The sequence below is a fragment of the Streptomyces tendae genome (assembly GCF_008632955.1).
Taxonomy (GTDB): domain Bacteria; phylum Actinomycetota; class Actinomycetes; order Streptomycetales; family Streptomycetaceae; genus Streptomyces.
Map to the genome: position 1 here is coordinate 1959874 of NZ_CP043959.1, position 18963 is coordinate 1978836.

The following is an 18963-nucleotide window of genomic DNA, read 5'->3' on the forward strand; positions in this document are numbered from 1 at the left end:
TCCCCACGGTCCGGGGGAGCAGGTGTTTGCGCAGGTGGGAAGGGGCCGAACGGATGTCGCACACTCATTCGAAAATTGGTCTATGGTGGGGGTGAGGTGACTGGGAACAGTTGTTCGATAGGCGGTCGGGACTCAGAGTGCGGGAGGTGCGTGTGCCGGGTTTCACGCATCTGCACACCGTCTCCGGGTTCTCCCTGCGCTACGGCGCCTCGCACCCGGAGCGGCTGGCCGAGCGGGCCTCGGAGCGGGGCATGGACGCCCTCGCCCTCACCGACCGCGACACCCTCGCCGGGTCCGTCCGCTTCGCCAAGGCCTGCGCGAAGGCGGGCGTCCGTCCGCTGTTCGGCGCGGAGCTGGCGGTGACCGCCCCGGCGGCCGCCCCCGCCTCCGGGGACGTCTCCGTCCGGCGAGACCGGCGCCGCACCCCGGTGCGCGGCGGTGCCTTCATCGACGAGTCGACACCGCGCGTCACCTTCCTCGCCCGGGACGGCGCCCGCGGCTGGGCCGACCTGTGCCGCCTGGTCTCCGCCGCCCACACGGCGGACGGCCTCCCGCGGCTGTCGTGGGAGGACAACCACGCCGACGGCCTGACCGTCCTGCTCGGCCCCGACTCCGACGTCGGCCGTGCCCTCGCCGCCGGCCGCCCCGACCGCGCCGCCCGGCTGCTCGCCCCCTGGCGGGAGGTGTACGGCGACGCCCTGCGCCTGGAGGCCGTCTGGCACGGCCGTACCGGCACCGGGCCCGGCTCGCTGCGGCTGGCCGCCCGCACCCTGGGCTTCGCCGCCGAGCAGCACGTACGGCCCGTGCTCAGCAACGCCGTCCGCTATGCCGACCCCGGCCTCGGCCCGGTCGCCGACGTGCTGGACGCCGCCCGCCGGCTGGTCCCCGTCGACCCGGCCAAAGGGCTGGACCCGGGCGAGGCCTGGCTCAAGGACGAGGGCGCCATGCTGCGGGCCGCCGAGCGGATCGTCGAGGCCGCCGGCTTCCGGCGCGAGACCGCCCTGCGGTTGCTCGACCAGACGCAGGCGACGGCCGCCGCGTGCCTGGTCGACCCCGAGGACGACCTCGGCATGGGCAGCGTCCACTTCCCCGAGCCGCACCTGGTCGGCGCCGGCCGCCGCACCGCCCAACGGGCGCTGGCCTCCCGTGCGACGGCGGGCATGGTGCTGCGCGGTTACGACGGCCGCCGGGAGTACTGGGAGCGGATGCACCGGGAGCTGGACATCATCGCCCACCACGGCTTCGCCTCCTACTTCCTCACCGTCTCCCAGGTCGTCGACGACGTACGGGACATGGGGATCCGGGTCGCCGCGCGGGGCTCCGGCGCCGGCTCCCTGGTCAACCACCTGCTCGGCATCGCGCACGCCGACCCGGTCGAGCACGGGCTGCTGATGGAGCGCTTCCTGTCCAAGGAACGGGTGGTGCTGCCGGACATCGACATCGACGTGGAGTCGGCGCGGCGGCTGGAGGTCTACCGCGCGATCATCGGCCGGTTCGGCACCGAGCGGGTCGCCACGGTCGCCATGCCGGAGACCTACCGGGTGCGCCACGCCATCCGGGACGTCGGCGCCGCGCTGTCCATGGACCCGGCCGAGATCGACCGGGTGGCCAAGTCCTTCCCGCACATCCGGGCCCGGGACGCCCGCGCGGCGCTCGAGGAACTGCCCGAACTGAGGCAGCTGGCGGGGGAGAAGGAGAAGTACGGCAGGCTGTGGGAGCTGGTCGAGGCCCTCGACGCGCTCCCGCGCGGCATCGCCATGCACCCGTGCGGGGTGCTGCTGTCGGACGCCTCCCTGCTGTCCCGCACGCCGGTCATGCCGACCAGCGGCGAGGGCTTCCCGATGGCGCAGTTCGACAAGGACGACGTGGAGGACCTCGGGCTGCTCAAGCTGGACGTGCTGGGCGTGCGGATGCAGTCGGCGATGGCGCACGCGGTCACCGAGGTGGAGCGGGCGACGGGGGAGCGGATCGACCTGGACGCGGTGCCGCAGGGCGATCCGGCGACGTACGGGCTGATCCGGTCCACCGAGACGCTCGGCTGCTTCCAGATCGAGTCCCCCGGCCAGCGGGACCTGGTCGGGCGGCTCCAGCCGTCCACCTTCCACGACCTGGTCGTGGACATCTCCCTGTTCCGGCCCGGGCCGGTCGCCGCCGACATGGTGCGGCCGTTCATCGAGGCGCGGCACGGGCGGGCCCCGGTGCGCTACCCGCACCCGGACCTGGAGGAGGCGCTGAAGGGGACGTACGGGGTCGTGGTCTTCCACGAGCAGGTCATCGACATCGTCTCGGTGATGACCGGCTGCGGGCGCGGCGAGGCGGACCGGGTGCGGCGCGGGCTGTCCGACCCGGAGTCGCAGGGGCGCATCAAGGTGTGGTTCGCGCAGCACGCGGCGGCCCGCGGCTATGACACGGAAACGATTCAGCGCACCTGGGAGATCGTCGAGGCCTTCGGCTCCTACGGCTTCTGCAAGGCGCACGCGGTCGCCTTCGCCGTGCCGACGTACCAGTCGGCGTGGCTGAAGGCGCACCATCCGGCGGCCTTCTACGCCGGGCTGCTGACCCATGACCCCGGGATGTACCCCAAGCGGCTGCTGCTGGCGGACGCGCGGCGGCGGGGAGTGCCGGTGCTGCCGCTGGACGTGAACAAGTCGGGGGTCGCACACAGGATCGAACTGGTGTCTGATTCAGGGGAGGTGAAGGGGGTGGCGAAGGACGGGAAGCCGGTGTGGGGCCTGCGTCTGGCGCTCTCCGACGTACACGGCATCAGCGAGGCCGAGGCCGCCCGGATCGCCGAGGGACAGCCGTACGCCTCGCTGCTCGACTTCTGGGAGCGGGCCCGGCCCAGCCGCCCGCTCGCCGGGCGGCTCGCCCAGGTCGGCGCGCTGGACGCGTTCGGCGCCAACCGCCGCGACCTGCAACTGCACCTGACCGAACTGCACCGCGGCGCCCGTGGCGGACGCGGCGACCAGCTCCCGCTGTCCGGCGGCCGGCGGACAGCCTCCGCCGGGCTGCCCGACCTCACCGAGCCGGAGAAGCTCAGTGCCGAACTCGGCGTGCTGTCCATGGACGCCTCCCGCCATCTGATGGACGACCACGGCACCTTCCTCAAGGAGCTCGGCGTGGTCTCCGCACGGCGGCTGCGCGAGATGCGGCACGGAGAGACGGTGCTGGTCGCGGGCGCCAAGGCGGCCACCCAGACCCCGCCCGTCCGCTCCGGGCGGCGGGTCATCTTCTCCACCCTGGACGACGGCACGGGCCTGGTCGACCTCGCCTTCTTCGACGACTCGCACGACACCTGCGCCCACACCGTCTTCCACTCCTGGCTGCTGCTGGTGCGCGGGGTGGTGCAGCGGCGCGGCCCACGCAGCTTCAGCGTGGTCGGCTCCGCCGCCTGGAACCTCGCCGACCTGCTGGAGATCCGGCGGGAGGAGGGACTGGAAGGGGTCGCCGCGCGGCTCGCCGCCCCGGGCGGCGACGGCTCCGGGGCCGCCGACGACGAGGGCGCCCCGGCCCGCAGGCGGCTGGCCGGTTCGGACGGGCTGCCCGCGCCGGCCGGTTCGGCGGCCCGGGACCCGATGGAGGAGCGGACGATCCGCATGCCCACGGGGTACGAGATGCACCCCTGGGCCGATCTGCGCCCCGCGGGCGAAGGGCCCGCGGTGGGAAGGAAGTTGTGGCACCAGAGTCCGGGGAGTGCGGGATGACCATTCTCTGCGTACGTTTCCAGCTGCCGCCGATGTACGAGGCGGCCCTGCCGGGGCTGCTCGGCCTGCTGGAGGAGTTCACCCCCGTCGTGCAGGCCCTGCCTCCGGACGGCGCGCTGGCCGATCTGCGCGGCGCCGAACGGTACTTCGGGCGTACCGCGGTGGAACTGGCCTCGGTGATCAGGGTGCGCGCCCTCGCCCTGCACGGCGTCGACTGCGTGATCGGCGCCGGTCCCGGCCCCATGCTGGCCCGCATGGCGCTGCGGGAGGCCCGGCCGGGGCTGACCCGCGCGGTGGCCGAGGACGAGGTGCGGGAGTTCCTCGCCGGGCAGCCCGTCGTGGCGCTGCCCGGCGTCGGCACCAGGACCGCCCGTACCCTGTGCGAGTACGGCCTGGACAGCCTGGGCCGGGTCGCCGCCGCCCCGCTGTCCACGCTCCAGCGGCTGGTGGGCGCCCGCGCCGGACGCGAGCTGCACGAGAAGGCGAACGGCGTCGACCGCGGCCGGGTCGTGCCCGACGCCGTCTCCCGGTCACTGGCCACCGAACGCCCCTTCACCCGCGACGAACTGGACCCCGGACGGCACCGCCGCGCCCTGCTCTCGGCCGCCGAGGAACTGGGCGCCCGGCTGCGCGCGCTGGACCAGGTCTGCCGCGGCCTCACCCTCACCGTCCGCTACGCCGACCGGTCGGCGACCACCCGCACCCGCACGCTCCCCGAGCCGACCGCGCACTCGCCCGCGCTCACCAGGGCGGCGTACGGCCTGTACGAGGCGCTCGGTCTGCAACGTGCCCGGGTGCGCGCGGTGGTGTTGCGCGCGGAGGGCCTCGACCCCGCCGAACAGGCCTCCCACCAGCTCACCTTCGACCCGGTGGACGAGAAGGTGCGCAGGATCGAGGAGGTCGCGGACCGGGTCCGGGCGAAGTTCGGCCCCCACGCGGTGATCCCGGGCACGCTGGCCGCCTGACCTGGGAGGCAGCTCAGTTGGCCCAGGCGGCGCGACGCGCGTGCCGTCGGCCTGCGTCGCCTCCAGCCCTTGGGAGGTGGTCACCCAGGAGACGGCGGCCTCGGCAGCCGGGTTCTCCACGGCGAGCGTCGCACCGGCGTCGACGATCACGGTGTCGCCGGCGGCGATCCGGTGCGGGGTGCCGTCGAGGGTGAGCAGTTCGCCCGCGAGCAGATGGAAGATCCCGTCGCCGGAGAGTTCTCCCGGCGCATCCGTGGCGGCGTGGTCGCGCGCGGGTTCGAGGGTCTGCGGAGCGCCGCCCTCGTCCCGTGGACGCGCGGGCGCGGCTGGTGGTGGTGACCGAGGCGGGGTGGACCTGCACCCGGGCGGCCGAGGAGGCGGCCGCGGAGGTGATGCGCGGGCCTGAAGCGAGGTGCTGGGGGAGGCGGAACTGCGCACTCTGCGCATGCAGTTGACGTGTGTCGCATCCGGCGGGGCGATTCGTCCCGCTTGGTGACGCACTATCAGGCGGTGGCGCGTGATCGTGCGGTGACGGGGAGAGTTTTTACCGGCCCGTAACTTCCAGCTTTCCCTACTCGCCCGTAACTTGATGAGTGAACAGCATCCCGTGATCCGGATCACAGGGCGTAGGCCCCCACCCTTCCCCTTGAGCCGCAAGGAGATCACACGATGCTGCACTGGAAGCGGGTGATCAGACCGCTGGCCGCGTTCCTGCTGGCCGCGGCCGCCGTCACCGTCCCCACCGCGGCGAGCGCACAGGCCGCCGCCGCGCCCAGCTCCGGCTGGAACGACTTCACATGCAAGCCCTCCGCCGCCCACCCCCGCCCGGTCGTCCTGGTCCACGGCACCTTCGGCAACTCCGTCGACAACTGGCTGGGCCTCGCGCCCTATCTGAAGAACCGCGGCTACTGCGTCTTCTCCCTCGACTACGGCCAGCTCCCCGGCGTCCCCTTCTTCCACGGCCTTGGCCCCGTCGAGAAGTCCGCCGGGCAGCTCGACGCCTACGTCGACCGGGTGCTCGCCGCGACCGGCGCCGCGAAGGCCGACATCGTGGGCCACTCCCAGGGCGGCATGATGCCCCGCTACTACCTCAAGTTCCTCGGCGGCGCCGCCGAGGTGAACGCCCTCGTCGGTCTCGCGCCCAGCAACCACGGCACCACCCTCGGCGGCCTCACCGCACTCCTGCCGTACTTCCCCGGCGCCGAGGACCTGCTGAGCGAGGCGACCCCCGCCCTCGCCGACCAGGTCGCCGGCTCCGCCTTCCTCACCAAGCTCAACGCCGGCGGCGACACCGTGCCCGGCGTCCGCTACACCGTCATCGCCACCAGGTACGACCAGGTCGTCACCCCGTACCGCAGTGCCTTCCTGACCGGACCGAACGTACGGAACGTGGTCCTGCAGGACCTCTGTCCGGTCGACCTGTCCGAGCACCTGGCGATCGGGCTGCTCGACCGGATCGCCTTCCACGAGGTGGCGAACGCCCTCGACCCGGCCCGCGCCAGACCCACCACCTGCGCGTCCGTCTTCAGCTGACACGTGTCAGCGGACTCCCGGGCGGCCGTCCGGGAAAAGCGGCGGGTCCCTGTCCGGCCTGAGCCGCCGGACAGGGACCCGCCGCCGGTTCAGCGGCCGTGCCGCGCGGTCGCCGTGCGCCGCCGCGCGGACGCGAACAGCGCGGCCGAGCCGACCGCCAGCGCCGCGGCCCCGCCGATCATCAGATACGGCGTCCCCGCGTCACCGCCGGTCTCCGCCAGGTTCTGCCCGCCGCCGGCCGCCTTCAGCTCGTTGCCCGTGCCGGCGTCCGCCGCGACCGGGTCGGCCGTGGTGGCGGGGTCGTCGTCACCGTGCCCGTGGTTCTCGACCGTCGACTTCTCCGCACCGGCCTCGATCTGCTCCTCGGACGGGGCGGAGGCCGCCGGTGCCGGGGCGGGAGCCTCCTTCGGGGCGTCCGCCTCCGCGGGAGCCTCACCGCCGTCCGCCGCGCCGCCGCCGGTCCCGCCCCCACCGGCCGGCGCGCCGCCGAAGGTGACGTCGGAGCAGGAGTAGAACGCCTCGGGGCTGTCCGAGCGCTGCCACACCGCGTACAGCAGCTGCTTGCCGGAGCGCTCGGGCAGGGTGCCGGAGAAGGTGTAGAAGCCGCCCGACGAGGCCGGGTCGGTGGACGTCGCCACCGGGTTCGCCAGGTCCAGGTCGTCCCAGGCCAGCGGCTGCGACGGGTCGTAGCCGGGCTTGGTGACGTACACCGTGAAGGTCCCCTTGTGCGGGGCCGTCACCCGGTACTTGAAGGTGTACGGGCCGCTGGACACGCTCGTCGCCGGCCAGTCGGCGCGGGCCAGGTCGAGCCCCTTGAACGCTTCGTTCCCGGCGCTGCACAGCTTGCCGTCCGGGATCAGCTCCTGGTGGCGTCCGCCCGCGTCACCGATGCGGACGCCGTTCCAGTCGTACAGCGCCTGGGTGCCGCCGGCCGCGACCGCCGCCTTGCACGCCTCCGACGACGGGCTCTCCGGACCCTCGGCGTAGCACTGGGAGACCCGGCTGACCGGGTCGCCCATCGAACCGTGGGCGGCCGCCGGCGTGGCGGACAGCCCGGTCAGGGCGAGCGGGGCGAGACCGGCGGCGGCGACAGCGGCCTTGCGGCGTGCGGACATGGGGCAGCAACTCCTCGACACGACGAACGGCGGATCTCTGGGGGTGGACCCCGGGGGATCCCGTGGGGGTGGCTCAGAACGTAGCCCCGCGGAACCCGGAAATCGCCCGGTGAGGCCGGTGCGCGGAGATCCTTATGGTCGCTTTAAGGGAGGGTTCGGACTGGGATCAGGTAGGTACGGTGCGGGCATGACGAACGCGCGGATCCGGCCGGCCGTCGCCGCCGACGTACCGGCCGTACGGGCGGTGGTCGACGCGGCCTTCCGGCCCTACATCGCCCGGATCGGGGTGGTGCCGGTACCCATGGAGGCGGACCACGCGGCGAACGTGGCCGCGGGCCGGGTGTTCGTCGCGGAGATCCCGGACGAGGGTGGGGGCGGGCCCGTACGGGTGGCCGGGCTGGTCGTCCTCGAGCCGCGCCCGGACCACCTGTACCTGGACGTCGTCGCCGTCCGCCCCGACGCCCGGGGCACCGGGCTGGGGCGGCTGCTGCTCGCCTTCGCGGAGGACCGGGCACGGGCGCTCGGTCTGCCCGAGATCAGGCTCTTCACGAACGCCATGATGTGGGAGAACCAGAGGATCTACCCGAGATTCGGCTACGAGGCCGTCGAGCGCCGGACGACCGGGCCGTACGACCGGATCCACTACCGCAAGCGGCTGCGCTGAACCCGCGCGGGGCGCTCAGCCGTCCGGCCACCAGGTGCGCGCGACGTCCTCACGGACCTCGGGCCGTCCCGCGGGACGCTCCTCGGTCTCCTCGCGGACCCGGCGGGTGTCCGTCTTCCTCGGGGGCTTCTGCACGGTGACACGGCGCATGGCTGCCTCCTCGCGGGTCCACCGGGTTCCGCGTTCACACGGCGGCGAACCTTTCGGGGGAGGGTTCCTCATCCGTCCCGCCGTGTCTGTGGCACCGGTCACGAATCGAGTGTCAGTGGCAGGTGTCACTCTGATGCCATGACCTCGCATCACGGTGACGGTACGGGCACGGACGGTGTCGACTGGGACGCGCGGGCGGCCTCCTTCGACGAGGAACCGGACCACGGGCTGCGCGACCCGCGGGTCCGCGCCGCCTGGGCCGACCGCCTGCGGGACTGGCTGCCCGCGCGCCCCGGGGACGTGCTGGACCTCGGATGCGGCACCGGCAGCCTCTCCCTGCTCGCGGCCGGACAGGGACACCGGGTCACCGGCGTCGACCGGTCCCCGGCCATGGTGGCGCTGGCCCGGCAGAAGCTCGCCGGGCGCCACGCGGTGTTCCTCACCGGCGACGCGGCGGCCCCGCCCGTCGACGGCGAGCGCTACGACGCCGTCCTCGTCCGGCACGTGCTGTGGACGATGCCCGAGCCGGACCGGGCCCTTCGGCGCTGGCACGACCTGCTGCGGCCGGGCGGACGGCTCGTGCTGGTCGAGGGGGTGTGGGGGACCGTGAGCCCGGTCGGCATACCCGCGGACCGGCTCATCGCCCTCCTCGCCCCGCTCACCCCGCGGGTGCGCGTGGAGCGGCTGTCCGGGGACCTGGCGCTGTGGGGGCGCGAGGTCGACGACGAGCGGTACGCGGTGGTCGCCCTGCGCGACTGAACCGGCCCGGCGGTGTCTCAGCCGAGCAGGGTCACGAGGCCGGCCCCCCGGGCCAGGGCGTCCAGCTCGTCGAGGGCGGCCACCGCCGCCGCCGCGGCGGCCGGGTCCGTCGCGGACAGACCGCTCGCCGCGAACTCGTCCTCGTCCAGCCGCCGTACGTCCGTGCCGTCCGCGGACACCCACAGGTCCAGGTCGAGGTCCTCGACGACCAGGCGCCCGGCGGACACCTCGGCCGGACGGGTGACGTCGCAGTAGTGGCCCTTGAGGGTCCGCGCGGAGGTGCGCACCTCCTTCACGGAGTACCAGCGGTCACGCCAGTAGTGCTCCGTGAAGACGTCCCCGGGCTCGAACCGGACGAAGCCGAAGTCGCGCACGCCCTCGCCCGCCCAGGGGGCGCGCACACTGACCCGGGTGCCGTCGTCGGCGAGCAGGGCCGCCGGGTACCGGATCTTCGTGCGGCCCGCCTTGACGAGGACCACCTCCACCGTGGCCGGACCGCCGGCCGGGAGGGCCGGGTCAGCCGAGTTCGCGGACATACCGCACCTCCGTCCCGCAGATCTCGTAGCCGAACCATGTGTTGATCGCGATCATCGGGCCGTTCCCGGTGTCGTTGCCGGTGAAGGCCTCGGTGAGCCCGGCGGCGCGGGCGCGGTGCAGCGAGTCGTTCTTGGCGAGCTTGGCCAGGCCCCGGCCGCGGTGGGCGCGGGCCGTCCCCGTCATGACCGTGCCGTACCGGGTGCCGCCGTCCGTGCGGGCCGCGGAGAACGCGGCGGGACGGCCGTCGACCAGGGCCACCGTGGTCAGCTCGGGGCTGAACAGCGGGTGCTGCCAGGTCTCCCTGAGCCACGCCTCGTAGTCGGTGAACTCCGTGTCCACGTCGCTCGGTTCGTCCGCCGTGGTCTCCGCGTCCAGCAGGAACAGCGGGCGGGGGTCGTCGGCGTAGTCCGAGCCCGGACGCAGCTCCACGCCGGGCGGCGGGTCCTGCGGCGGGGGGAGCGTGCCGTGCGCGAGGTCCAGGCGCAGGAAGTGCGCGGAGCGGCTCTCCCGGTAGCCGTGCAGCTCGGCGAACGCGCGGTTGCCGGGCTCGTCCAGCACCCAGGCGAACAGTCTGGCCGCCCCGTGCGCGGCCAGGTGTTCCTCGGCGGCGCGCACCAGCACCGTCCCCGCGCCCCGGCGGGTGTGCCGGGGGTGCACGTAGACGTTGAGGTTGCCCTGGCCCGCCACGGTGCTCTCGTGGGTCAGGTGCACCTGGGCCGTGCCGATCACCTCGCCCTCGTCGTCCACGGCCACGAGGGGGCGGTAATGGGCGTCGGGGTGCAGATGGGTGAGGTCGTGGGCGAGGGACTCCGGGGTGACGAGAATGAACGGCAGGGCGGCCCGCCGTACGCGGGCGAAGCCCTCCAGGTCTGCCCGGGCGTCGGGGCGGAGATCGCGGACGGTCACAGTCATGTGGGGGGACGCTACGAGGAAGTGGGGCGGGGGTGCCTCCCATTTTTCCGGGGGTGCGCGAGAATCGCGGGGTGAGTGTGCAGATCCATATCGAGGACGGGGCGCCGCCGTACGAGCAGGTGCGGGCGCAGATCTCCGAGCAGGCACGGTCGGGGGCGCTGCCCGTGGGGTACCGGCTGCCGACGGTGCGGGGGCTGGCCGAGACACTCGGCCTCGCGGCGAACACGGTGGCGAAGGCGTACCGGGCGCTCGAGGCGGACGGGGTGATCGAGACGCGGGGGCGCAACGGGACGGTGATCGCCGCGGTGGGGTCGACGGCGGAGCGGGAGGTTGCCGCCGCGGCGGAGGTCTTTGCCGAGCGGGTCCGGCGGCTGGGGGTGGGGGAGGAGGTGGGGCTTGCCGCTGTGCGGGATGCCCTGCGGGCGGCTTTTCGGGCGTAGACGCCGCGCGGGCTTCGGTTCAGCGTCCGCCGCGGGTGGGTGGGGGTTGGGCGCGCGGTTCCCCGCGCCCCTGGGGTGGTGCGGTTCGGGGGTTGGCTGCGGGTGGGTGGGGGTTGGGCGCGCGGTTCCTCGCGCCCTTCGGTGGTGGGGGTCAGGGATCGCCGCGGGTGGGTGGGGGTTGAGCGCGTGGTTCCTCGCGCCCCTTCGGCGGTGGGGGTTGGGCGCGTGGTTCCTCGCGCCGGTTCGGGGGTGCCATGCCGATCAGGGTTCTGGCGTTGTGGACCGCTGCCGCGTTGGGGTCGTTGTTGAAGTAGGTGTGGACGTCCGCGGTCGCGGGCCAGGTGGTGGTGATGCGGTCCAGCCAGGTGCGCAGGGCCTGGCGGCCGTAGTGGGGCCAGGGGTGGGCGCGGCCCTGGTGGAAGCGCACGTAACCCCAGTCCGTGGTGCGCCAGAGCGGCGTGACGGGGCGGGACAGCACGTCGGCCCAGCACAGCGCGGCGCCCCGGGCCTCCAGCACCGCCCGGACCTCCGGCGTCCACCACGACGGATGGCGCGGCTCGACCGCCACCCGCGTGGACGCGGGGAAGCGGCGCAGGCAGGCGTCCAGCAGCGCGGGGTCGGCCTGGAGCGTCGGCGGGAGCTGGAGGAGGACGGGGCCCAGCCGGTCGCCGAGGCCGGCGGCCCGGCCCATCAGGCGCTCCACCGGCTCCTCGGGGTCCCGCAGCCGCTTGATGTGCGTCAGGTAGCGGCTGGCCTTGAGCGCGACGACGAAGCCCGGCGGGGTGCGCTCCCGCCAGGACTCGAAGGTCTCCCGGGACGGCAGCCGGTAGAAGGCGTTGTTGACCTCGACGGTGGCGAAGGCGGCCGCGTACTCCTCCAGCCACAGCCGTACCGGCAGGCCGGGCGGATAAAGCACCCCGCGCCAGTCCTTGTACTGCCATCCCGAGGTCCCGACCAGCAGCGGCATGCGGCCCTCCCGGCTGTTACAGGTACAGGCCCGCGTCCGCGTCACCGCGCGGTTCCGGCAGGGCGGTCGGGGAGGTGCCCCGGCGCAGGGCGTACAGCTCGGCGAGGCTCGCCCCCTCGCGTCCCACGCCCTCCTCGCGGCCCAGCCAGTTCACCGCCTCCGTGCGGGTCAGCGGGCCCACCTCGATCCGGGCCAGGCAGCGGCCCGGACGCACCACGGCCGGGTGCAGGCGCTCCAGGTCCTCGTTGGTGGTGACCCCCACCAGCACGTTGCGGCCCTGGCCGAGCAGACCGTCGGTCAGGTTCAGCAGCCGGGACAGGGCCTGACCCGCCGTGTGCTTGGCCTCGCCGCGGATCAGCTCGTCGCAGTCCTCCAGGAGCAGCAGCCGCCAGCGGTTCTTGCCGGACGCGTCCTCCTCACCGATCGCGATGTCCATGAGGTAGCCGACGTCGGAGAAGAGCCGCTCGGGGTCCAGCACGCAGTCCACCTGGCACCAGTCCCGCCAGGACCGGGCCAGGGTGCGCAGCGCGGAGGTCTTGCCGGTGCCCGGCGGGCCGTGCAGCAGGAGCAGCCGGCCCGAGATGTCCTCGGGGGTGGTCTTCATCAGACGGTCCATCGCGTCCGCGACCGGGGCCGTGTAGTTGGGCCGGATCTCCTCCCAGGTGCCGGCCGCGATCTGCCGGGTGGTGCGGTGCGGGCCGCGGCGCGGGGAGACGTACCAGAACCCCATGGTGACGTTCTCCGGCTGCGGTTCGGGTTCGTCCGCCGCGCCCTCGGTGGCCTCGTCCAGGATTTTCGCCGCCAGTTCGGCACTGGTCGCGGTCACCGTGACGTCGGCGCCCCGGCTCCAGCGGGAGATGAGCAGCGTCCAGCCGTCCCCCTCGGCCAGGGTGGCGCTGCGGTCGTCGTCCTTGGCGAGCCGCAGCACCCGGGCGTGCGGGGGCAGCAGGGTCGCGCCGGAGCGCACCCGGTCGATGGAGACGGCGTGCGAGAAGGGCTGCTCGCCCGTCGCGAAACGGCCGAGGAACAGCGCGTCGACGACGTCGGACGGGGAGTCGTTGTCGTCGACGTTGAGCCGGATCGGCAGTGCGTCGTGCGGGTGGGAGGACATGTCGCCATGATCGGTCACGCGCGGGCCCGGTGCACCCGATTTGCCGGGTGCGCCGGTGCGCGGGTGTTTGTCCGGTACTCAACGGTAACAGTTTTGGCATGAACACTTCCACTCAACACGCGTAGGCGGTACGACGGTTGAGGCAGAGATCCTGCTAAAGGGAGGTTCCATGAGACGTTCCCGACTTGTCCTCTTCCTCGGCACGCTCCTCCTCGCCGTCACCACCGCCCTCACCGGGGCGGCCGCGGCGCACGCGTCCTCACAGGCGGCCCCCGGGCCGTACGTGGCCCTCGGTGACTCCTACTCCTCCGGTGTCGGCGCCGGCAGCTACATCTCCTCCAGCGGCGACTGCAAGCGCAGCACGAAGGCCCACCCCTACCTCTGGGCGGCCGCCAACTCACCCTCGTCCTTCTCCTTCACCGCCTGCTCGGGCGCCCGAACGGGTGATGTTCTCTCCGGGCAGCTCGGCCCGCTCTCCGCGAGCACCGCCCTCGTCTCGATCAGCATCGGCGGCAACGACGCCGGGTTCGCCGACGTCATGACGACCTGTGTGCTCCAGTCCGACAGCTCCTGCCTCTCCCGCATCGCCACCGCCCGCGCCTTCGTCGACTCGACGCTGCCCGGCAGGCTCGACGGCGTCTACACGGCCATCCGCGACCGCGCCCCCAACGCCCGCGTCGTGGTGCTCGGTTACCCCCGCTTCTACCGGCTCGGCGCCACCTGCATCGGCCTCTCCGAGACCAAGCGGAAGGCGATCAACGACGCCTCCGACCACCTCAACACTGCCATCGCCCAGCGCTCCCGGGCGTACGGCTTCACCTTCGGTGACGTCCGCACCACGTTCACCGGCCACGAGATCTGCTCCGGGGACTCCTGGCTGCACAGCGTGGACTGGCTGAACATCGGCAACTCGTACCACCCGAAGGCCCCCGGACAGTCCGGCGGCTACCTCCCCGTGCTCAACTCGGCGGCCTGACCCCGCGGGTTCAGTACCCGCCGCCGTCCGCACCGGATGCCGAGGCGGAGGCCCCGTCCGGCGGGGTCTCCGTCTCGCACACCACCGAGAACGGCACGGTCTTCGACGTCGCCCGCGCCGGCTCGCGCACCTCGACCCCGATCCGGCTGTGGAACGTGCCGCTCTCCGCGTACGTCGTCACCACCACCGTGTCCTGCCGCGTCCGCCCGCCGTCCGCGGGGAACGACAGGGTCCGCCAGCCGTGGTCCACCGCCGAACCGTCCTCGGCCGCCCAGCGGTAGGAGACCTCGGCGGGCAGCCGGTTCACGGTGAACGTCGCCGTGAACGCGGGCGCCCCGTCCTCCGGCGGCGGACAGGCCCCGGAGTACTCCGTGTGCGCGCCGGTCACCGTGACGGACACGGTGAGCGCCGGGGGAGTGGTCTCCCCTTCGTGTCCGTCGTCGCCGCCGCCGTTCCCGTCGTCCGCGTCGTCCCCGTCGTCCGCCGAGGACGAGGAGGTGGCCGGGTCCTCCGTGCGTCCCGTCCCGCCGGCACCCTCGCCGTCGGTGCCGGCGCTCCGGGCGGGCGAACCGGCCCCGCCGCCACCGGCCTCCGGTCCGCCGTCGTGCCGGTTCAGCAGCGCGTACGTCAGCCCGGCCAGCGCGAGCGCCAGCAGCACCACTCCCGCGACCAGCAGCACGGCACTCCGGCGACGACCGCGCCCGGGCGGGGCGACGGGCGCCGTGACGGCCGTCGGCGTCCCCGTCACGGGCGTCCCCGCGATCGGCGCCGCCGAGGCCGCCTCCGGTGTCCCGGGGTGCGGCGGCAGCGGAAGCGCGGCCACCGTCGGGGCGTACGAGGCGGTACGCGCCGTGTCCGCGCCCGGCGAGCCACCGGCGCCGACGACCCGCAGATCCCGCGACGCCTGGTCGGCCGGCAGCCGTTCGGCGGGATCCTTGCGCAGCAGTCCCTCGATCACCGGTCCGAGCGCACCCGCCCGGCGGGGCGGCGGCAACTCCTCGTCCACGATCGCCCGCAGCGTGCTCAACGGGGTGTCCTGCCGGAACGGGGACTGGCCCTCGACCGCCGCGTACAGCAGCACACCGAGCGACCACAGGTCCGACTCCGGGCCGGGGGTGCGGCCCAACGCCCGCTCCGGCGCCAGGAATTCCGGCGACCCGACGACCTCGCCCGTCATGGTCAGCGCGGAGCTGCCCTCGACCATGGCGATCCCGAAGTCCGTGAGCACCACCCGTCCGTCGTTCGCGATCAGCACGTTGGCGGGCTTCACGTCCCGGTGCAGCACACCCGCCGCGTGCGCGGCACGCAGCGCGGCCAGCACCTCCGCGCCGATGTGCGCCGCCCGCCGCGGCGACAGCGGACCCTCGGCGTCCAGCACCTCCGCCAGCGACAGACCGCGCACCAGCTCCATCACGATCCACGGCCGTCCGTCCTCCGTGGCCACGTCGTACACGGTGACCACGGTGCGGTCGGTGATCCGGGCCGCCGCCCACGCCTCCCGTTCGAGACGCGCGTACATCCGCTCCACGTCGGACACCGGCAGTCCGGCCGGGGCGCGCACCTCCTTCACCGCGACCTCGCGGTGCAGCACCTCGTCGCGGGCCCGCCACACGGTGCCCATGCCGCCCTCGCCCAGCGGCGACAGCAGCCGGTAGCGGCCGGCGATCGTCCGCTCACTGCCCGGTTCTTCGGACACGGCGCCCCCATTCGCGTCCGGGCGAATTCACCCTTTCCTCATGAAAGTAGCTCAGCCGAGTGCGGATGCCGCCCCCCTGAACACCAATCCGGCCCCCAGGACCAGGACGACGCACGCCGACCCGAGGGGCGCGCTCCGGCGCACCAGCGCCGCCCACGGCGCGCTCGTCCAGCGCGGGCGCCGGGCCAGCAGCCGGGACACGCCCCCGCCTGCCCGCACCACCGCGTAGGCGGCGGCGGTGAGGGTGAGGGCCAGGCCGACGCCGTACGCGACGACGAGCAGCAGCCCGAACCAGGCGTGGCCGAGGGCGGCGGCGCCGACCAGCACGACGACGGCGGACGGGCTCGGCACCAGCCCGCCGGCGAAGCCGAGCAGGATCGTGCCGCGGAGGGTGGGCGCGGTGGGGTGCGTGTGGGCACGGCCGCCGTGGGTGTGCGTGAGGGGGGTGTGGGGGTGGGGGTGCGCGTCGCCGTGGGGGTGGGCGCTGTCGTGCGCGTGGGCGCTGTCGTGCCCGTGCCCGTGCTCGTGGGTGTGCGTGTGCCCGTGGGGGTGCGCGGGCCCGCGTTTATGGGCCTGGTTGCGGTGGTGGCGCAGGGCGCGGCGTACCAGCTGGGCGCCGGCCAGGGTGACCAGGGCACCGCTGGCGATCCCCAGCCAGGCGACCACCGAGGGCGCGGTGGCGGAGCCGGCCGTGACCAGCAGGCCCAGGGCGACGACACCGAGGGTGTGGGTGACCGTGACGGAGGCGGCCATCGGCAGGACGTCACGGAGCCGGGCCCTGCTCCCGCGGGCCGCCGCGGTCGCGGCCATCAGCGTCTTGCCGTGGCCCGGGGCGAGCGCGTGCATCGCGCCGAGGACCACCGCGAGCAGCAGGGCCAGCGCCGCGAGACCGGCGGTCAGGTCGCGCCGGGCGACGAGGTCGTCCAGCGCACGGGTCCAGCGGTCGGCGCCCCGGGGCAGCACCGCGGCGGCCGGAGTGTCCGCCTCGTCCGTCCCGCCCGTCCCGTCCGCCGCCAGTGCCGGGCCGCCCGGCCGGACGCGCAGGGTCGCGGTCCGGGTGTCGGGCGGGGACGTGAGCCGCCGCTCCGGGTAACGGGTCAGCCGGGTGGAGACGGACTCCTCGGGTACGTCCGAGGCGGTGAGCGTCGTACGGTCGCCCCGCGCCGTGATCTCCCGCCAGCCGGGGCCGGATTCTGCGCCCGCCGCGCGGAAACCGACGGCGACCGTCCGGTCCCGGGGGAGAGGCGCGGTCAGTCGGCACTCCACGCGCAGGGTGTCGAGGCCCGCCTGACCGGGGTTCACCCGCACGCGGGCGGAGCGCACCGTGAGCGGTGCCGGACGCCCGTCGGCCCGTACCGCGCTGTCCCGCGCCGCCGTCGCGCACCGCTGCCGGGCCCAGACGTCCCGGCCCAGCCGGGTGAGGTCCGGGCCGGCCTGGGTGGCGGGGATCTCGGCGAGGTCCTCGACGTGGTGCACGCGCAGTTCGCCAGGTGCCGCCACCAGTCCGTCGTAGCGGTTGACCGTGAAGTTGCCGAGCGGGTGCGCGCTCGCCTCGGCGGCCGGGACCAGGGTGAGTGCCCCGGCGGCGGTGAGGACCGCGGCGCCGACGGCGGCGGAGCGGAGCGGGGTCACCGTGCCGCCTTCCGTTCCGTCAGTTCCTTGAGCGCGGTGCGTGCCGCACGGGCACCGAGCGGGGAGAAGCCGGGGTTCAGCTCCAGGGCGGTGGTGAGGGAGGCGTGCGCGGCACGGTGGTGGCCGGCGGCCCGCTCGATCATGCCCCGGTGGTAGAGAAAGGCGGCGTCGCGGTAGCCGGTGGCCGTGGCGCGACGGGCGTAGGGAAGAGCCTCCCGGTAGCGGCCGGAGCGGTGCAGGGCCCAGGCGAGGGCGTCCGCCGTGTGCACGGTGTGCCGGCGGTCCCACTCGGCGCGGGCCGCGCGCAGCGCCTGGGCGGTGTCCCCGTGGTCGGCGGCGGCGAGCGCGGTGTCCAGGCCGGCGTCGACGCCCCCGGTCCGGGCCAGCGCGGTCCAGGCGTCGACCAGGGCGTACTGCTCGCGCGCCCTCACGCGGTCACCGGGGCCCCCGCGGGCCTCGTACAGCTCGCCGAGGGCGACCAGCGGGCCGGGCAGCGGGGAGCGGGCGACGACCTGCTCCAGCGTGCGGACGGCGCCCGCGCGGTCGCCGCCCGCCGCCTGGGCGCGCGCCCGGCCCTCCAGGGCGGGGAGGTGGGCGTCGTCCGCCGCGAGCGCCCGCGCGTAGTGGTGAAGGGCCGCCGGGTACCGGCCCTGGCCGCGTTCGAGGTTGCCCAGCGCGGTCGCGACGTACGCCACGTCCGCGGGGGAGGCGGCGCCGTCGAGCGCGCGGTGCAGCACCCGCCGGGCGGTGGTCACGTCACCGCGCAGCTCCCGCACGTAGGCGTACCGCGTGAACACGGGTACGCCCGGACGCCTGCGGTCGGCGGTCCGCGCGGCCCGCTCTGCCTCCTCGTACCGGCCGAGTTCCACCAGGGCGTCGATCCGGGAGCACAGGGCGCGCTCGCTGTACGGGTTCTGTGCCAGGGCGCGGTCGGCGTGCTCCAGGGCGCCGGGGAAGTCGTGGCGCGCGGCGGCGAGGGCGGCCAGGCCGGCGAGCGCCTGGTCGTTGCCGGGGCGCAGGGCGAGGGAGCGGTCGAGTGCCTCTTCGGCGCGGGCGTAGCGGGTGGGGTCCCCGTCGGTGCGCGCCCGCTCGACGTGGGCGAGGCCCAGGGTGGCCCAGGCGCCGAAGTCCTTGGGCTGGACGCGCAGATGGGCCCTCAACGAGCGGATCGCCGCGTCGAGGTCATCCCCGGCGAGCATCCCGGCGGTCACCGCCCCGGTCGCCGGTGCCGCCGCCCGGGCCGTGTCCCGCCCGTCGCCCCCCACGGCGACGGCGCCGGCGGTCATCGCCACCGCGAGCAGCACGGCACACGAGACCAGATGCAGCCCTCGTCCCCGCCGCGCCGTAGCGGCGTACCGCCGCAAGCTGACCACCCGCTCGCCTCCACCGCCGCCCACGACCGACACCTCCGCCCCGTCACCGGGTCGCGGCGCGTCGGCGGCCGGTTGCGGGACGGCCGGGTGTCCGTGGGTATCCGCCGGTACGCCCTCGGTGGTCCGGTCCGGCGCGGGCCTGTGCTCCCCTGCCGGGTGCGGGCTGTCCGGCGCATCCCCCTCGCGGGGGGCCGGGCGCGGACCGTCCGGCGCGTCCCCGCCCCCGGCGCCCGGGCGTGGGGCGTCCGGCGCGCCCTCGCCCCCCACGCCCGCGCGTGGGGTGTCCTGCGCCGGTTCGCCCCGGGGGGCCGGGGCGGCGGCGGGCCGGCCGCTGTCGCGGGCCGGGTCGTTCGTGCGCGGGGACATGGCTCTCCTCGGTGGTCGGCGGCGCGGCCCTGACGTGGGGGGACGGGAGGGCCGCGCCTGTCG

At 74.7% G+C, this 18963-nt stretch carries 16 protein-coding genes and 2 pseudogenes; 8 read left to right on the top strand and 10 right to left on the bottom strand.

Annotated elements, in window-relative coordinates:
* Positions 1 to 152: 152 nt before the first annotated feature.
* Both F3L20_RS09125 and F3L20_RS09130 read left to right on the top strand, forming a co-directional pair.
* A complete protein-coding gene (locus tag F3L20_RS09125) occupies positions 153 to 3704 on the top strand; it encodes a DNA polymerase III subunit alpha (protein ID WP_150157271.1) in 3552 nt (1183 codons plus the stop codon).
* Positions 3701 to 4669, top strand: coding sequence for a DNA polymerase Y family protein (locus F3L20_RS09130; RefSeq protein WP_150153691.1), 969 nt, complete (start codon positions 3701 to 3703; stop codon positions 4667 to 4669). Before F3L20_RS09125 ends, F3L20_RS09130 begins: the two co-directional genes overlap by 4 nt.
* A gap of 24 nt (positions 4670 to 4693) precedes the next feature.
* Here the strand turns inward: F3L20_RS09130 and F3L20_RS34460 are convergent.
* Positions 4694 to 4930, bottom strand: a pseudogene (locus F3L20_RS34460) (cupin domain-containing protein); the annotation flags it as partial.
* Positions 4931 to 4947: 17 nt separating this feature from the next.
* On the opposite strand from F3L20_RS34460, the pseudogene F3L20_RS35565 reads away from it, so the two are divergent.
* Both F3L20_RS35565 and F3L20_RS09145 read left to right on the top strand, forming a co-directional pair.
* Positions 4948 to 5165 (top strand): annotated as a pseudogene (locus tag F3L20_RS35565) (MarR family transcriptional regulator); the annotation flags it as partial.
* A gap of 173 nt (positions 5166 to 5338) precedes the next feature.
* Positions 5339 to 6202, top strand: coding sequence for an esterase/lipase family protein (locus F3L20_RS09145; RefSeq protein WP_150153693.1), 864 nt, complete (start codon positions 5339 to 5341; stop codon positions 6200 to 6202).
* 89 nt (positions 6203 to 6291) lie between these two features.
* Here the strand turns inward: F3L20_RS09145 and F3L20_RS09150 are convergent, their stop codons facing one another.
* Positions 6292 to 7317 carry a lytic polysaccharide monooxygenase auxiliary activity family 9 protein gene (locus F3L20_RS09150; protein ID WP_150153695.1) on the bottom strand — a complete coding sequence of 342 codons (1026 nt, stop codon included), beginning with the start codon at positions 7315 to 7317 and terminating at the stop codon, positions 6292 to 6294.
* A gap of 187 nt (positions 7318 to 7504) precedes the next feature.
* Here F3L20_RS09150 and F3L20_RS09155 point away from each other — a divergent pair, with 187 nt between their 5' ends.
* A complete protein-coding gene (locus tag F3L20_RS09155; protein WP_150153697.1) occupies positions 7505 to 7981 on the top strand; it encodes a GNAT family N-acetyltransferase in 477 nt (158 codons plus the stop codon).
* A gap of 15 nt (positions 7982 to 7996) precedes the next feature.
* Here F3L20_RS09155 and F3L20_RS35240 read toward each other — a convergent pair whose 3' ends face one another.
* Positions 7997 to 8131 (bottom strand): hypothetical protein, encoded by a 135-nt coding sequence (locus tag F3L20_RS35240; protein WP_145828099.1) that lies wholly within the window; start codon positions 8129 to 8131, stop codon positions 7997 to 7999.
* Between the two features lie 138 nt (positions 8132 to 8269).
* Here F3L20_RS35240 and F3L20_RS09165 point away from each other — a divergent pair, with 138 nt between their 5' ends.
* Positions 8270 to 8890: a class I SAM-dependent methyltransferase gene (locus F3L20_RS09165; protein ID WP_150153699.1), complete on the top strand. Its 621-nt coding sequence runs from the start codon at positions 8270 to 8272 to the stop codon at positions 8888 to 8890.
* Between the two features lie 17 nt (positions 8891 to 8907).
* Here F3L20_RS09165 and F3L20_RS09170 read toward each other — a convergent pair whose 3' ends face one another.
* Together F3L20_RS09170 and F3L20_RS09175 are read right to left on the bottom strand one after the other, a co-directional pair.
* Positions 8908 to 9426, bottom strand: a complete 519-nt coding sequence (locus F3L20_RS09170; protein WP_150153701.1) for a DUF402 domain-containing protein — start codon at positions 9424 to 9426, stop codon at positions 8908 to 8910.
* Positions 9407 to 10339, bottom strand: a complete 933-nt coding sequence (locus tag F3L20_RS09175; RefSeq protein ID WP_150153703.1) for a GNAT family N-acetyltransferase — start codon at positions 10337 to 10339, stop codon at positions 9407 to 9409. Before F3L20_RS09175 ends, F3L20_RS09170 begins: the two co-directional genes overlap by 20 nt.
* 71 nt (positions 10340 to 10410) lie before the next feature.
* Here F3L20_RS09175 and F3L20_RS09180 point away from each other — a divergent pair, with 71 nt between their 5' ends.
* Positions 10411 to 10779, top strand: a complete 369-nt coding sequence (locus F3L20_RS09180; RefSeq protein ID WP_167534496.1) for a GntR family transcriptional regulator — start codon at positions 10411 to 10413, stop codon at positions 10777 to 10779.
* 151 nt (positions 10780 to 10930) lie between these two features.
* Here F3L20_RS09180 and F3L20_RS09185 read toward each other — a convergent pair whose 3' ends face one another.
* Positions 10931 to 11746 carry a DUF72 domain-containing protein gene (locus F3L20_RS09185; protein ID WP_150153707.1) on the bottom strand — a complete coding sequence of 272 codons (816 nt, stop codon included), beginning with the start codon at positions 11744 to 11746 and terminating at the stop codon, positions 10931 to 10933.
* A 16-nt stretch (positions 11747 to 11762) separates the two neighbouring features.
* On the bottom strand, positions 11763 to 12857 hold the full coding sequence (locus tag F3L20_RS09190; RefSeq protein WP_150153709.1) for a DUF5925 domain-containing protein: 1095 nt from the start codon (positions 12855 to 12857) through the stop codon (positions 11763 to 11765).
* A gap of 169 nt (positions 12858 to 13026) precedes the next feature.
* Here F3L20_RS09190 and F3L20_RS09195 point away from each other — a divergent pair, with 169 nt between their 5' ends.
* Positions 13027 to 13833 carry an SGNH/GDSL hydrolase family protein gene (locus F3L20_RS09195; RefSeq protein WP_150153711.1) on the top strand — a complete coding sequence of 269 codons (807 nt, stop codon included), beginning with the start codon at positions 13027 to 13029 and terminating at the stop codon, positions 13831 to 13833.
* A gap of 10 nt (positions 13834 to 13843) precedes the next feature.
* Here the strand turns inward: F3L20_RS09195 and F3L20_RS09200 are convergent, their stop codons facing one another.
* From F3L20_RS09200 to F3L20_RS09210, 3 genes are read right to left on the bottom strand one after another with little or no spacing between them, the layout of a single operon-like run.
* On the bottom strand, positions 13844 to 15529 hold the full coding sequence (locus F3L20_RS09200; RefSeq protein WP_150153713.1) for a serine/threonine-protein kinase: 1686 nt from the start codon (positions 15527 to 15529) through the stop codon (positions 13844 to 13846).
* A gap of 51 nt (positions 15530 to 15580) precedes the next feature.
* Positions 15581 to 17161 (bottom strand): nickel transporter, encoded by a 1581-nt coding sequence (locus F3L20_RS09205; RefSeq protein ID WP_150153715.1) that lies wholly within the window; start codon positions 17159 to 17161, stop codon positions 15581 to 15583.
* On the bottom strand, positions 17158 to 18900 hold the full coding sequence (locus tag F3L20_RS09210) for a tetratricopeptide repeat protein (RefSeq protein WP_240810867.1): 1743 nt from the start codon (positions 18898 to 18900) through the stop codon (positions 17158 to 17160). Before F3L20_RS09210 ends, F3L20_RS09205 begins: the two co-directional genes overlap by 4 nt.
* Between the last annotated feature and the right edge of the window lie 63 nt (positions 18901 to 18963).

Excerpts from the sequence above, each read along its gene's own strand:
- F3L20_RS09210 (WP_240810867.1), bottom strand. The coding sequence starts at position 18,900 with ATGTCCCCGCGCACGAACGACCCGGCCCGCGACAGCGGCCGGCCCGCC.
- F3L20_RS09195 (WP_150153711.1), top strand. The coding sequence starts at position 13,027 with ATGAGACGTTCCCGACTTGTCCTCTTCCTCGGCACGCTCCTCCTCGCC.
- F3L20_RS35240 (WP_145828099.1), bottom strand. The coding sequence starts at position 8,131 with ATGCGCCGTGTCACCGTGCAGAAGCCCCCGAGGAAGACGGACACCCGC.
- F3L20_RS09175 (WP_150153703.1), bottom strand. The coding sequence starts at position 10,339 with ATGACTGTGACCGTCCGCGATCTCCGCCCCGACGCCCGGGCAGACCTG.
- F3L20_RS09145 (WP_150153693.1), top strand. The coding sequence starts at position 5,339 with ATGCTGCACTGGAAGCGGGTGATCAGACCGCTGGCCGCGTTCCTGCTG.
- F3L20_RS09150 (WP_150153695.1), bottom strand. The coding sequence starts at position 7,317 with ATGTCCGCACGCCGCAAGGCCGCTGTCGCCGCCGCCGGTCTCGCCCCG.
- F3L20_RS09165 (WP_150153699.1), top strand. The coding sequence starts at position 8,270 with ATGACCTCGCATCACGGTGACGGTACGGGCACGGACGGTGTCGACTGG.
- F3L20_RS09185 (WP_150153707.1), bottom strand. The coding sequence starts at position 11,746 with ATGCCGCTGCTGGTCGGGACCTCGGGATGGCAGTACAAGGACTGGCGC.
- F3L20_RS09155 (WP_150153697.1), top strand. The coding sequence starts at position 7,505 with ATGACGAACGCGCGGATCCGGCCGGCCGTCGCCGCCGACGTACCGGCC.
- F3L20_RS09130 (WP_150153691.1), top strand. The coding sequence starts at position 3,701 with ATGACCATTCTCTGCGTACGTTTCCAGCTGCCGCCGATGTACGAGGCG.
- F3L20_RS09190 (WP_150153709.1), bottom strand. The coding sequence starts at position 12,857 with ATGTCCTCCCACCCGCACGACGCACTGCCGATCCGGCTCAACGTCGAC.
- F3L20_RS09170 (WP_150153701.1), bottom strand. The coding sequence starts at position 9,426 with ATGTCCGCGAACTCGGCTGACCCGGCCCTCCCGGCCGGCGGTCCGGCC.